Source organism: Enterococcus sp. (assembly GCF_022711995.1).
Classification (GTDB): domain Bacteria; phylum Bacillota; class Bacilli; order Lactobacillales; family Enterococcaceae; genus Enterococcus_D.
In genome coordinates this window covers 1-14,260 of sequence record NZ_JALAHI010000111.1, presented here as the reverse complement: position 1 = coordinate 14,260, position 14,260 = coordinate 1, and the positions used below count along the sequence as shown (strand labels likewise).

Sequence of the window (14,260 nt, the reverse complement as noted above, 5' to 3'; positions counted from 1 at the left end):
AGAAGTTGGAGATTCATTTTCAGACAGATGTTGGTAAACGACGGAATACAAACCAGGACTTTGCCGCTGTGTATGTCAACAAAAAAAATATCACATTGGCGATTTTAGCTGATGGGATGGGGGGACATCGAGCAGGCGATGTTGCAAGTCGTCAAGCCGTAAGTGGTTTGGGAACCGCTTGGGAAAAAACAGATTTGACGGATAGTGAAAAGACCGCGCAATGGCTGATCCAAAAAATCCAGACAGAAAGTGTTTCAATCTATAAAAAAGGGATTGAAGATGAAGCATTGAATGGGATGGGAACAACGATCATTGCCGTGGCACTCTTTGAGGATCAATTTACGATCGCTAACGTGGGCGACAGCCGCGCGTATATTTTACGAGATCATGATCTGATACAAATTACTGAAGACCATTCTCTTGTCAATGAATTGGTAAAATCTGGCCAAATCACTGCCGAGATGGCCGTCAACCATCCACGTAAAAATGTGTTGACTCGCTCTGTGGGGATGCCTAACACAGTTGAAGTAGATGTCGCCATTCATTATTTTGCCTCTAGTGATTACTTGCTTCTTTGTTCAGATGGATTGACAAATATGCTGACAGACGAAAGGATCGCTGAAATCATTGAGGGAGCTGCAACCCTTAAAGAGGCAGTTCAACAGTTGATTGATGTGGCTAATCAGCAAGGCGGAGTTGATAATATCACGGTTTTACTGATTAAAGTTGGAGGAACTGCCCATGATTGAAATAGGGAAAAAGTTAAATGGCCGCTATAAAATCATCGGCAATATTGGTAGTGGCGGCATGGCAAATGTATTTTTGGCTCATGACTTGATTCTTGATCGGGAAGTTGCCGTGAAAGTGTTGCGCTTTGATTTCCAAAATGATAAAAATGCGATTCGTCGTTTTCAGCGAGAAGCACTGGCTGCTACAGAATTGGTTCATCCTAATATTGTGACCGTCTATGATGTAGGTGAAGAGGATGGCATGCAATTTTTGGTGATGGAATATGTCAAGGGTATGGATCTGAAGCGTTACATTCAAACCCGTTATCCGATTCCTTATTTGCAGATCGTCGATATCGTGCAACAAATTTTGTCAGCAGTGGCATTGGCCCATCAACATCGAATCATTCATCGGGACTTAAAGCCGCAAAATATTTTAATCAATGAAGAAGGGGTCGTTAAGATCACCGATTTCGGGATCGCGATTGCTTTGTCGGAAACATCGATCACTCAAACCAACTCAATGCTCGGCTCGGTGCATTACTTGTCGCCGGAGCAAGCTCGGGGCAGTATGGCTACCAATCAATCAGATATTTATGCGATTGGAATCATTCTTTATGAAATGTTGACTGGAAAAGTTCCTTTCGATGGTGAGTCAGCGGTTACGATTGCTTTAAAACATTTTCAAGATGAAATTCCATCTATCCGTATCTATGATAAAAATGTTCCTCAGTCATTAGAAAATGTCGTTTTGAAGGCCACAGCCAAAGAACAAGCCGATCGTTATAAGACCGCCGATGAAATGCGAGAAGATCTTGCAACGGCCCTGTCACCGGAACGTTTGAATGAACCAAGGTGGGAGCCCCATGCGTTAAACGATGAAACTCAAGTGCTGAGTCCTATCACCGATGAAATGATAGCCGAAGAGCCGGAAGCGACAACCGTTATACCGGAAGCTGAAGCAACGGAAGAAGAGAAGCCAGAGAATCCAAAGAAGAAACGTAAAAAATGGTGGATGATTCTACCGGTATTGGTTGTTTTAGCGTTGATTGGCATCGGCAGCTACTTTGTCTTTGGTGGCGGCCGCGGAGATATTGAGATTCCTAAAGTCAGCGGGGATACAGAGATCGTGGCGCGAGAAAAGCTGGAATCTGCTGGCTTAAAAGTGGCTGATCAAACCGAAGAGATCGCTGATGATGAGATTGAAGAAGGGAAAGTCGTCAAAACCGATCCGCAAGAAGGAACAGAAGTCAAAAAGAACAGTGAAATTACTTTATATATCAGCACAGGTGCAAGTAAAATCACTTTAAAAAACTATCAAGAGAAAAATTTTGACGATGTAAAAGCAGAGTTGATCAAGTTAGGTTTTTCAGAAGATCAAATCAAGGTAGAGACAAAGTCTAGTGATACCATTGATGAAGGATTGATCATTAGCCAACTACCAGATGCTGGCGAGAAAGTGTCTCCGAAAGAGGATGAAATTTCTTTTGTTGTCAGCACCGGCCCTGAAACGTTTGCTATGGAAGATTATTATGGTCAGCGGATCGAAGATGTTCGAGCGGCATTGACCTCAAAAGGTGTGCCAGCCGCAAATATTTATGAACAATCAGCATCAAGCAATGAACCAGTGGGTACTGTGATTAACCAAGCGCCAGGAGTGGGGGGGACCGTTATTACCTCTCAAACAGCCATCACATTGACTGTCAGCAGTGGACAAGAAATGGTCAATGTGCCACGCATCATCGGACAGAGTCGTAATGATGCGATCGCGGCTTTGAACGAAGCTGGATTGAAGTATTCGATCAAAGAAGAATCAGGTTACAATGATTCCGTTCCTGCCGGAGAAGTCACAGATGTTTCACCAGGTGAAGGAACCTCGGTAGCTGTCGGTTCTTCAGTAAATGTTACTATTTCTAAAGGACCAAAACCAGAGTCCTCTACGAGTGAATCTTCCACTAGTAGTGAATCAACAACTACTAGTTCAACTAGTTCTGAAGATTAACCAAGTATAAACCAAAACTATCCGAATGACTCTCTAGTTATGTGTTCTACAAGTCGCCTTAAGAGGCCAGACCTGTAGAAGTGATTTCTTGAAGCTGCGGATAGTTTTTTTGTTATGCCAAAAAAGAGCTAGCTGTTTAAGTTTCTTTTATCAATTTCACTTCTCTAGGCGTACAGCTTTTCAAGCTTTCAAAAATTGGGTATAATGAAGGTCAGAATTAGTCAAGGGAGGGAATGAATTGAATCATCATAACACTTCCGATTTGATTGAGGCATATTTGAAGAAAATTCTTGAAGACAGCGAAACAATTGAGATTCGCCGAGCTGAAATGGCGAATTTATTCAATTGTGTGCCTTCACAAATAAACTATGTGATCAATACCCGATTCACTATTCAAAGAGGGTATACTGTTGAAAGCAAACGTGGAGGCGGTGGCTATATCCGGATTGAAAAAGTGAAGATTACGGATAGCCATCACTACCTTGAAGAAATGAATCAATTATTCGATGAGACCATCTCGGAAAAAGATGCTTATGCAATAATCCAAAAGCTTTATGAGGAAGGAATCCTGTCTAAGCGTGAAGGCAATTTATTATTGACGGTCATTGCGAAATCAGTATTAGGAGGTTCTCCTTATGAAAACCGAACACGAGCAGACTTGCTCCATGCAATTTTAGAACGCTTAAGTTATGAAGACAGGAAGTGAATGAGATGGATGAACTATTTACACAAAGAGCGAAAGCTGTGCTGACGATTGCACAGGAAGAAGCAAAGTACTTTAAACATCAATCCGTAGGTTCAGAACACATCTTGCTTGCCTTAGTCATTGAACAAAATGGCATCGCCGGCAAAACATTACGGGAAATGAATATCACCGAAAACGATATTCGCGAAGAAATCGAACATCTAACGGGCTATGGTACCGTTCGTCAATACCCAGAGAATGCCTACCTTGCCTATTCTCCTCGAGCAAAACAGACCTTTGCTTACGCGGGAGATGAAGCGAAACGTTTAGGTGCTCTTCAAATTGGTACCGAACATCTCTTGCTAGGACTATTGCGAGACGAAGATATTTTAGCTTCAAGGATCATGTTGAATTTAGGCTTAAGCTTGGCAAAAATGCGTCAGCTTTTAAAGAAAAAAATGGGAATCAATGATTCAAAGAATCCAAGTGGTACGGGACGTCGTCGACCTCAAGGAAAAGCCCAAGGAACGCCAACATTGGATTCTCTAGCACGGGATTTAACAAAATTAGCCAGAGATAAGCGCTTAGATCCTGTTGTAGGCCGTGCCAAAGAAGTAAAACGATTGATTCAAATCTTGAGCCGCCGGACGAAAAACAATCCTGTTTTAGTAGGAGAACCTGGGGTCGGTAAAACAGCGATTGCTGAAGGATTAGCTCAAAAAATCGTTCATGGCGAAGTACCAGAAGATATGCAAAACAAACGCTTGATGATGCTGGATATGGGCGCATTAGTCGCCGGTACGAAATATCGTGGTGAGTTTGAAGATCGCATGAAGAAAATCATCGATGAAATCTATCAAGATGGGCAGATTATTTTATTTATCGATGAGCTGCATACATTGATCGGTGCCGGTGGCGCAGAAGGGGCGATTGATGCCTCGAATATTTTGAAACCTGCGTTAGCCCGCGGAGAATTGCAGACGATTGGTGCGACAACGTTAGATGAGTACCAAAAATATATTGAAAAAGATTCTGCACTGGAAAGACGTTTTGCTCGTGTTCAAGTAGATGAGCCGACACCAGAGGAAGCCGAAGAAATTTTACGAGGATTACGTCCCCGTTATGAAGAGCATCACGGCGTAGAGATTTCGGATGATGCGTTGCATGCAGCGGTTCAATTGTCCGTACGTTACATCAATTCTCGACAGTTACCGGACAAAGCCATTGACTTGATGGATGAATCAGCAGCAAAAGTCCGCTTGGATAAAACAGATGAAAGCTCTGAATTAGCAGATTTGCAAAATGAAATCGCCAATTTGATTGAAGAAAAAGAAGCAGCAATTCGTCAGCAAGATTTTGAAGCCGCTGCTCGTTTACGTATCAAAGAGAAGAAATTAACCCAACAGTTAACTGAAATTGCGTTTATGGAAGTGAAGGAAGCTTCCGGCTATGCGGATAGTGTCACTGGTGAAGATGTTGCGGCAGTCGTGTCGCAATGGACGGGTGTTCCTTTACAACAGATGGAGAAAAAAGAGAGTGAACGTCTCCTTGATTTAGAAAAAATCTTGCATCAACGTGTCGTTGGACAAGAAGAAGCTGTCAAAGCAGTCGCACGTTCGATTCGTCGGGCCCGGAGTGGTCTAAAAGATCCGAATCGGCCAATTGGTTCCTTCATGTTCTTAGGTCCTACAGGTGTCGGAAAAACGGAACTGGCAAAAGCATTGGCAGAAGCAATGTTCGGCAGTGAAGATTCCCTCGTTCGTGTGGATATGTCTGAGTTTATGGAGAAATATAGTACAAGCCGTTTGATTGGCTCTCCTCCTGGCTATGTTGGTTATGATGAAGGTGGCCAGCTAACTGAAAAGATTCGTTCAAAACCATATTCAGTGATTTTATTGGATGAAGTAGAAAAGGCCCATCCAGATGTCTTTAATATTCTTTTGCAAGTCTTAGATGATGGTCATTTGACAGATGCCAAAGGGCGGAAAGTCGATTTCCGTAATACGATTCTGATCATGACTTCAAATATCGGTGCGCAACAGATCCGTGAAGAAAAAAATGTAGGCTTTAATGTCGTGGATCTTAGTAAAGACCATCAAGCGATGCAAAAACGGATATTAGAAGAGCTGAAGAAAGCCTTTCGCCCTGAGTTTTTGAATCGGGTGGATGAAACAGTTGTCTTCCGTTCGTTAGGTGAAGGTGAGATTCATGAGATTGTTAAAATCATGAGTAAAGCAATCATCAAACGTTTAGGTGAGCAAGATATTCAATTGAAAATCACTTCTGCCGCGATTGATGTGATTGGTAAAGCAGGATTTGATCCAGAATATGGCGCTCGTCCTATTCGCAGAGCATTACAAAAAGAAGTGGAAGATCGTTTGAGTGAGGCACTCTTGTCTGGACAGATTCATTTAGGCGATCGTGTGACCATTGGTGCATCAAAAGGATCGATTACATTGAATGTCAAAGAAGGCCAAGCCCGGATCCTGCAACAAGTGTAAATCTAAAACACTGACTTAAAGACAAAAGCAAGACTATCTGAACGCCAAATGAGTAGCAATTTCAGCAATGCTGGCTGCTCCTTTGCTGTTTGGATAGTTTTTTTTGCGGGGCCGCCTTTTTGTTGGTTGGTGAACAAGGGAAAACTTGCAGCAATCCGATAATGTTCACAAATTCAATTGAGTAATAAAGTTGTTTTAACAGATATTTATCAGATGTAACAATGTTTTTCGTGAAAAAAGTTCAGAAGGAAGTCTTGGAAAGCCGGGTGGCCTGTGATACTATTAGTGAGTTATAAAGGAGGAATATCATGGTTGAGATTATCGCCACGGTGGAGTCGATCGAACAAGCGAAACAGCTCTTACCTTATGTAGATACTATTTTTTTCGGTGAAGAAACTTTCGGGCTACGTTTGCCGACATCTTTTTCACGAGAGGAACAAAGTGAATTGATCCGCTTAGCGCAAGCAGAAGGAAAAAAGGCGATGGCAGCAGTCAACGGCATCATGCATCCGCAAAAAATGACGCTGGTTCCGGAATACTTGGCTTTTTTAAAGGCCAACCATGTTGACAAAATTTCTATCGGCGATCCGGGAATCATTTACCGTATGAAAAAGAATCCAGAAGTGGCATTGCCGTTTGTATATGATGGAGAAACCTTAGTTACCAGTGCCAGACAAATCAATTTTTGGGGGCAAAAAGGGGCAATCGGTGCGGTTTTAGCAAGAGAAGTTCCCTTTGGAGAGATGACCGTTTTAGCACCACAGTTAACGATTCCTGCGGAAGTGCTTGTCTATGGGGCAACCTGCATCCATCAGTCGAAGCGCCCATTACTTCAAAATTATTATAATTACACACAGCAAAAAGATGGAAAGTCTCGCGAGCGAGGTTTATTTTTATCAGAGCCGAAGAAGGAGGATACCCACTATTCGATTTATGAAGACAGTCACGGCACTCATATTTTCGCCAATAATGACATCAATTTGATGAATGAATTGCAGTCGCTTTTTGAAACGGGGTATCAGACTTGGAAATTAGACGGTTTATTTACTCCAGGAGCTGCGTTTGTATCGATCGCAGCATGTTTTGCACAGGCGAAGCAATTACTCACAGAAGGCAAATGGACCGCTGAACAAGCAGCTAAATTGAGTGAACAAGTTCGCCAGTTGCATCCAGCCCAACGGGGATTAGATACTGGTTTTTATGCGATCAATCCAGAGGATATCAAATAAGGAGCAATGGAAATGACAGTCAAACAAAAATTGAAACGGCCAGAAGTATTGGCACCGGCAGGTACATTAGAAAAATTAAAAACAGCGATCCACTATGGGGCGGATGCTGTTTATATAGGTGGTAATGCCTATGGCTTACGCAGTCGTGCGGGAAACTTCACGTATGAAGAAATGGCTGAAGGAGTCGCTTTTGCACAAGCCCATAACGCCAAAGTATATGTAGCAGCAAATATGGTTACCCATGAAGGCAATCAAGAAGGGGCGGGGGAATTTTTCCGAGAATTACGGGATGTAGGAATCTCGGCGGTGATCGTATCTGATCCTGCGTTGATTGAAATCTGTGCGACAGAAGCACCGGGATTGCCGATCCATCTTTCGACGCAAGCTTCCGCAACGAATTACGAAACCTTAGAATTTTGGCGAGAAGAAGGTCTTGAACGAGTGGTATTGGCTCGGGAAGTCTCCATGGAAGAAGTCGCTGAAATCCGTAAAAATACGAGTGTAGAAATTGAAGCATTTATTCATGGCGCGATGTGTATCTCCTATTCTGGACGCTGCACATTGTCCAATCACATGTCGATGCGAGATGCCAATCGGGGAGGTTGCTCACAATCCTGTCGTTGGAAGTACGATCTTTTTGATATGCCTTTTGCGCAAGAAAAAAAGAGTCTGACAAAGAATGGTACCGTTGAAGAAGAGTTTTCAATGAGCGCAGTCGATATGTCGATGATCGAGCATATTCCTGATTTGATCCAAAATGGTGTGGATAGTTTTAAAATCGAAGGACGGATGAAATCGATCCACTATGTTTCAACGGTTGCAAATGTGTACAAAGCAGCAGTGGACAGTTATATGGAAGATCCAGAGAACTATGTCTGCAAACAAGAATGGATCGATGAATTGTGGAAAGTCGCTCAAAGAGAATTAGCTACTGGTTTTTACTACAACACACCGAGTGAAAATGAACAATTATTTGGTCCTCGGCGTAAAATTCCACAGTATAAATTTATCGGTGAGGTCATGGCTTATGACGACACAACAAAGATCGCTACGATTCGGCAACGAAATGTATTTTCAGTCGGTGACGAGATCGAGTTTTACGGCCCAGGATTCCATCATTTCCATCAAAGGGTGGAAGTCATGTATAATGAAGACGGTGAATCGATCGATCGCGCACCAAATCCGATGATGCTTCTAACGATGCCGGTTGCTGAACCTGTTCAGGTTGGTGACATGATCCGTAAGAAAAAATAAGAGCTGTGACAGAAGTATTGAAGATAGATAAAAATGAGCGTTGTTTTGTGAAGCACCTGTACTAAAACAACGCTCCGTTTGTAAGAGCTGCGGTTCTCCACATTTATCGGTCATTCGGTACTTTTCTGTCAGGTTCTTTTTTTTGCACAGGTACTCGTTCGATAGACACCAAAATCAAGTTATCCCCAAGGAGGAAGCCAATAATGCAACAATATGATTACATAGTGATTGGTGGCGGCAGCGGCGGAATTGCTTCTGCAAATCGTGCAGGTATGCACGGAGCTAAAGTTTTATTGATTGAAGGCAATGCGCTGGGAGGTACTTGCGTCAATGTAGGCTGCGTACCAAAAAAAGTGATGTGGCAAGCAAGTGAAATGTTGGAAATGATCAAGCGAGATGCCACAAGTTATGGAATTTATCCACATGTGGATAAATTTGATTTCAAGCAGCTTGTGGATAACCGAGAAAAATATATAGAATTTTTACACACAGCGTATCAAAAAGGCTTAGATAGCAACCAAGTAAAAGTTATCCACGGTTATGCACAGTTTGTGGATAACTATACTGTGACGGTCAATGGAGAAGAGTACACCGCGCCAAAGATCCTGATTGCTACCGGAGGAAAACCAAGTGTCATGTCGATTCCCGGAGGCGAGTATGCGATTGATTCCAATGGCTTTTTTGCCTTAGAAGAAGTACCAAAAGAAATGATCGTGCTAGGCGCAGGGTACATTGCTGCAGAACTTAGCGGAATGAGTCAGCAATTTGGCAGTCACGTTTCTTGGGCGTATCGTAAAGAGCGGCCATTACGAGCCTTTGATCAAATGCTGACGGACAATTTAGTAGAGATTTATCAAGAAGCCGGGATAGACCTTTATACAGGCTATGTGGCCGAAAGGATCGAAGAACGTGATGGACAATACACGGTTTTCTTTGAAAATGGTCAAACGTTGACGGGGGACTGTGTGTTATTTGCCGGAGGACGAGTGCCGAATACGCAACATCTTGGGTTGGAAAATACAGATGTCTCGCTAGATGAAAAAGGCTTTATTATTGTTGATAAATATCAAAATACTACCGCGGAATCAATCTTTGCAGTGGGAGATGTAATCGGTAAACTGGAATTGACGCCAGTAGCGATTGCCGCAGGACGCCGCTTATCGGAACGATTGTTCAATGGCCAAACCGAAGCCTACTTAGATTATGATTTGGTGCCGACAGTTATTTTCACGCATCCGCCAATTGCAACGATTGGTCTTTCAGAAGAAGCTGCGATTGCCAAATATGGTAAGGAAGAAATCAAAGTCTATCGTTCACGCTTTACACCTATGTACTTTGCATTGAATGACTATCGCCAAAAATGTGAAATGAAACTTGTTTGCTTAGGAAAAGAAGAGAAGATCATTGGTTTGCATGGTATCGGCATCGGGGTTGACGAAATGCTGCAAGGGTTTGCTGTTGCCATCAAAATGGGCGCAACCAAGGCAGATTTTGACAACACAGTTGCGATCCATCCGACTGGAGCAGAAGAGTTCGTTACGATGCGATAAGTAAAGAGCGAATGGACTATAGAAAAAGAACGATCTCAGTTTGTGTTTGGATCTATGATCCAGACAAGTTGAGATCGTTCTTTTTTCTAAGCATGAGGTTGTGCTAAACGATTTTGCGTATAAAGTTATTTATAAAAAATCGGTTAATTTGTACGAGCAAGGATTTGATTTGTGATTTGATACAAATAATCTTTTGCATTATTGCCAGGATCAGGTAATTTCTTGATTCCTTGCAGGGCTTTTTTGGTGTAACGAGCGGCTAGCTGATGAGCGTCTTCGATGCTGTGGCTGTCATGGACGATTTGAAAGACTTGCTGTGCTTCTTGATCGGTCATGTCCGTTTTTTTCTCTAGCAATGGCGTCAACAGTGCCCGTTCTTTTTTTAATGCAAGCAGTAATGGCAGGGAGTATACGCCTTGCTTAACATCTTCAAGGACAGGTTTGCCTAAAGCACTTTCGCTTTGACTATAATCGAGGATATCATCCATGATTTGAAAAGCTAGACCAATGGATTGGCCAATCGTTTTTGCCTGATTGGCTAAACGGAGAGAAGTGCCGCTTTCATAAGCCCCAATAAAACAGCTTAAAGCAAATAATTCAGCTGTTTTACCAGAAATGTTTTCCAGATAGTCATCGATCGTGACATTCAGATCATAGCGCTTGCTCATTTGCCCTAATTCTCCTGCCAGAATTGTTTCCATACTGCGGGAATTGATTTGTAGACTTTTTAATGAACCGGCATAGTCAGCCATTAATTTAAAACAGCAGACAAAGAGATAATCACCAGCATAAACAGCAACATCATTGCCGAATTGGGCCCGAATAGTAGGTAAACTACGCCGAGTATCGGCTTGATCCACAATATCATCATGAATCAATGAAGCAGTATGAAGCATTTCGATCGAAGCGGATAATGCTACCGCTTTTTGTGAATCTTTTTCTTCGCCAAATTCAGAGAATAGTAACTGATAGGCAGGACGGAGCATCTTACCGCCGGAGTGGATCATAGCTAATATCGCTTGTTCCACAGCTTTATTTTTTAGTTTCAAGGACTGTTCCATTAGTTGCAACGATTCAGATAAATCATTTTGCAACGCAGGATAGGCTTGCCACATTGGATGAAGTTTCATAAATGACTCCTTTATTTTGAATCAGAACGCCACTTGACATGGGTTTGCCGTTCATAATCAAGTTGGAATCGCCGTAATGTGTCCACTCTCTCCAAAAGATAGTTGGCGGCGATCCCGATAGCGATACCTGATAGAATACCGAAAAATGCGAGAACAGGTAGATAGAGCATCACACTCCAGGATTGAGCAATCCAAGAAGCGGTGACCAATTGACCAACGTTGTGCAAAAAACCACCGGCAGCACTGATCCCGATAATACTCACACGCTTAGGACCTAGCTTTTTGACCAGCAGCATACCAAAATAACTCAAAAGGGAACCACTCATACTATATAAGAATGTTGAAACAGTTCCACCTAAGAGTGTCGTTAAAATCAATCGTAGCCATATCAGTAAAAAGCTGTCTCGTTTGGGCATGGTAAACAAAGCAATGATGGTGATCAGATTGGCTAAACCTAATTTAGCTCCCGGGGCAAAGGCAAAAGGATACGGAATCATGTTTTCAATCAAACCGATGACGACACCTTGAGCGACTAATAATGAGATGAAAATGATTTTTTGTAAACGACTCATAAGTATTACGATCAGTAAATTAGATCGTCTGTCTCACTCCCATCTGTAGCACGAACTTCGATCACTAATTTATGCGGCAAACAAACGATTGTTTCACCATTTTTTGAGGCCCAGCCACGACGGACACAAATCTGATCGCCGCAGTCAGCCGCTTTGATGCGGATGCGGTCACCGTCGATTTCAATCAGATTGTAATCGCCATCGGGATCTTCGTATCGATACGTATAACTTTCTTGTCCTTCGATCAAATCAAATTCTTTGATCTCTTTGCCATCTACACGCAGAACGGCTTGCTTGGCAGCAGTTGGCGTGCTTTGTGTTTGCCCAAAAATCAAAATTGGTAAAAACGAGCTAAGTATCAGTACCAGAATGATGACCCCGTCCCAAGGTTTCAAATGGGCATGATGGATAAATTCTTTTACTTTCATCAGAAAGACTCCTTTGAAGTTCTGTGTCTCATTCTAGCATAATCCGCTGGTTTTCTACTACTTTTAAGATAAGGTTTTCCGAGTAGATAAAAAAGTGCTTAACTTGGAAAGAGACTGAGACATTGATCAAAGGATCAGTCTGCCTCAGTCTCGTTTAAAAAGCGATTATTTTTTTCCGTATAAAGAACGCGGGGTACCGTACCACCATTTACCAAGTGTACGTTGTAACCATGGAATCACCCAACGATCCAAACCAACGGCACGGCCAGAACCGTTCATCAAAGCAAAGGCTACTGGGATGAACCAGATGTTAACCCAATAGAACATACCTGACATACAGAATGTCAAGATTAAAACGATCGTTGTTGCATTTACTAACCAAGTAAACAAACCAGCCATCAATGCTAAAGCTAAAGCAATTTCAAAGAAGACCATGAATTTTTGGAAGAACATTGCTACATCGTTGTTAGGCATGATAAATTGCATCACTTTTGTAAACCAATCTGGTGATTTTTCAATCACGACCATTGGTTGTTCGCCGTAGGCATAACTCAAACCAAAGTGAGCTGCTTGAGTTGCTGCTGCGCCGGCAGCGTCACCTGCTCCACTTGCAGCACTTGCTGCGTCGGTTGCTTCACTCGCACCACTTGCTGCATCAGCAACAGTTTGATATTCCCAAGTCCAAGGGAAAACACTGTTTCCTTGGAACCAAGAACCTTCACCAAACCATGTGTCTGGCTTAAAGACTTCACCATTTGTACCTAAAATTTTCTTGAAGGCTTCAATGAACCATACAAGACCGTAGAAGATTCGCAGTGGCACACTCCAAAGGACATTTCCGTAACGAGACGTATGACCACGAGCTACAGTTCGATCATCTTTGATATGGAAAATTTCATGCATCAAGTATTGGAACATGTAGTAGCCAGAACGAATGTCAAAGAAGTATTTCAAGTTGACGATATGTTTCATAATGATTGCTAAGAAACCGCTAAGGTGAATCTTATTGAATAAGTTGGCTACACCCCATTTGGCACCAATCGATACCATGAATCCTTGGTAATTCCCTTTAAATTTGTGTTTTTCGCCACCCTTGATCGCTGCTACGATATTCGATGCAGCTGTATGACCAGTTTGTTCAGCGGCTTGAACGATTTGTGGTGTTGGTGTATTTGGAAATTCTTCATAGAAGACCAAGTCACCAATGATATAGATATTTTTGTCTTCGTAGCCTTTTGCTTCCATATATTCGTTAGCAACAAGACGGAAGCCGCGAGCTGTTTCTAGACCAAAGTCTGCAGCGTCGCTTGTACCTTTTACACCGGCTGTCCAAATCAGTGTATAAGTTGGAATCGTTGAACCATCTTTTAATTTGATATGATCTTCAGCAACTTCAACGATTGGTGCGTTCAAGACTAACTCTACATTTTTTTGTTTCAAGTAGCGTTCAGCCTTGGCTGCATCGTTACGATCCAACATGTTTAAGATCGTAGGCATTGCTTCGACGACTTTCAAAGTGATTTCGCTTGGATCCAATTTGTAGTCTTCAGCTAAGCGATCTTTCCAGTCGATTAGTTCACCGATCATTTCAATCCCGGTAAACCCAGAACCACAGACAACGAAAGTCAACATTGCTTTACGAAGTGCTGCATCAGGTTCGATAGCTGCTTTTGCAACTGTTTTCTCGATGTGTTCACGAATGCGAACTGCATCTTCAAATGACCATAGGGTAAATCCATTTTCTTTCACCCCTGGAGTTCCAAAGTCATTTGGTTCGCCACCCATACCTAAGATCAAGTAATCAAAAGAATAGCTGCCTTGTTTTGTTTGTACGACTTTCTTCTCTTTATCGATAGCAGTTACCGTGTCGGTTACTAAGCGAACATTTTTCTTACGTGAAAACAAACGTTGCAAGTCATATTGGATTGCTGTCGGCTCAACGCGTCCTCCGGCCACCTCGTGCAGTTCGGTCATCATGGTGTGATAAGAGTGACGATCGATCAATGTTATCTCAACATCATTGTCTTTTTTCAATTTTTTTGCCATATACTTGGTAGCTGAAACACCGGCATACCCTGCACCGACAACGACAATGCTTTTCTTTGCCATTGCAAATCTCTCCTTAAAAAAAATAATCTATGATAATAAATACACAATCGTTCCTATTATATAGAGAAATCT

Annotated in this window: 11 protein-coding genes; 7 read left to right on the top strand and 4 right to left on the bottom strand. The window is 42.4% G+C overall.

What is annotated here, in order from left to right; all coding sequences use genetic code 11:
• The first annotated feature begins 5 nt into the window (after positions 1–5).
• From Q0A12_RS11105 to gor, 7 genes are all read left to right on the top strand, one after another.
• A complete protein-coding gene (locus Q0A12_RS11105; RefSeq protein ID WP_291292713.1) occupies positions 6–749 on the top strand; it encodes a Stp1/IreP family PP2C-type Ser/Thr phosphatase in 744 nt (247 codons plus the stop codon).
• Complete coding sequence (gene pknB / locus Q0A12_RS11100) at positions 742–2,730, top strand: Stk1 family PASTA domain-containing Ser/Thr kinase (RefSeq protein WP_291292712.1); 1,989 nt, start codon at positions 742–744, stop codon at positions 2,728–2,730. The genes Q0A12_RS11105 and pknB overlap by 8 nt, the downstream gene beginning before the upstream one ends.
• A 238-nt stretch (positions 2,731–2,968) precedes the next feature.
• Positions 2,969–3,436: a CtsR family transcriptional regulator gene (locus tag Q0A12_RS11095; protein ID WP_291292711.1), complete on the top strand. Its 468-nt coding sequence runs from the start codon at positions 2,969–2,971 to the stop codon at positions 3,434–3,436.
• Positions 3,437–3,441: 5 nt separating this feature from the next.
• Positions 3,442–5,916, top strand: a complete 2,475-nt coding sequence (locus Q0A12_RS11090; protein ID WP_291292710.1) for an ATP-dependent Clp protease ATP-binding subunit — start codon at positions 3,442–3,444, stop codon at positions 5,914–5,916.
• 308 nt (positions 5,917–6,224) lie between these two features.
• The gene (locus Q0A12_RS11085) at positions 6,225–7,145 is read left to right on the top strand and encodes a peptidase U32 family protein (protein ID WP_291292709.1); all 921 of its coding nucleotides are present in this window, start codon (positions 6,225–6,227) and stop codon (positions 7,143–7,145) included.
• A 12-nt stretch (positions 7,146–7,157) separates the two neighbouring features.
• The gene (locus tag Q0A12_RS11080; protein WP_291292708.1) at positions 7,158–8,399 is read left to right on the top strand and encodes a U32 family peptidase; all 1,242 of its coding nucleotides are present in this window, start codon (positions 7,158–7,160) and stop codon (positions 8,397–8,399) included.
• A 203-nt stretch (positions 8,400–8,602) separates the two neighbouring features.
• Positions 8,603–9,949, top strand: a complete 1,347-nt coding sequence (gene gor / locus Q0A12_RS11075) for a glutathione-disulfide reductase (protein ID WP_291292707.1) — start codon at positions 8,603–8,605, stop codon at positions 9,947–9,949.
• A gap of 143 nt (positions 9,950–10,092) precedes the next feature.
• Here the strand turns inward: gor and Q0A12_RS11070 are convergent, their stop codons facing one another.
• From Q0A12_RS11070 to Q0A12_RS11055, 4 genes are all read right to left on the bottom strand, one after another.
• Positions 10,093–11,079 carry a polyprenyl synthetase family protein gene (locus tag Q0A12_RS11070; protein WP_291292706.1) on the bottom strand — a complete coding sequence of 329 codons (987 nt, stop codon included), beginning with the start codon at positions 11,077–11,079 and terminating at the stop codon, positions 10,093–10,095.
• 11 nt (positions 11,080–11,090) lie between these two features.
• Positions 11,091–11,651, bottom strand: a complete 561-nt coding sequence (locus tag Q0A12_RS11065; protein WP_291292705.1) for a Gx transporter family protein — start codon at positions 11,649–11,651, stop codon at positions 11,091–11,093.
• An 11-nt stretch (positions 11,652–11,662) separates the two neighbouring features.
• Positions 11,663–12,079, bottom strand: a complete 417-nt coding sequence (locus tag Q0A12_RS11060) for a NusG domain II-containing protein (protein WP_291292704.1) — start codon at positions 12,077–12,079, stop codon at positions 11,663–11,665.
• A 165-nt stretch (positions 12,080–12,244) separates the two neighbouring features.
• On the bottom strand, positions 12,245–14,188 hold the full coding sequence (locus tag Q0A12_RS11055) for an NAD(P)/FAD-dependent oxidoreductase (protein ID WP_291292703.1): 1,944 nt from the start codon (positions 14,186–14,188) through the stop codon (positions 12,245–12,247).
• Positions 14,189–14,260: the final 72 nt, after the last annotated feature.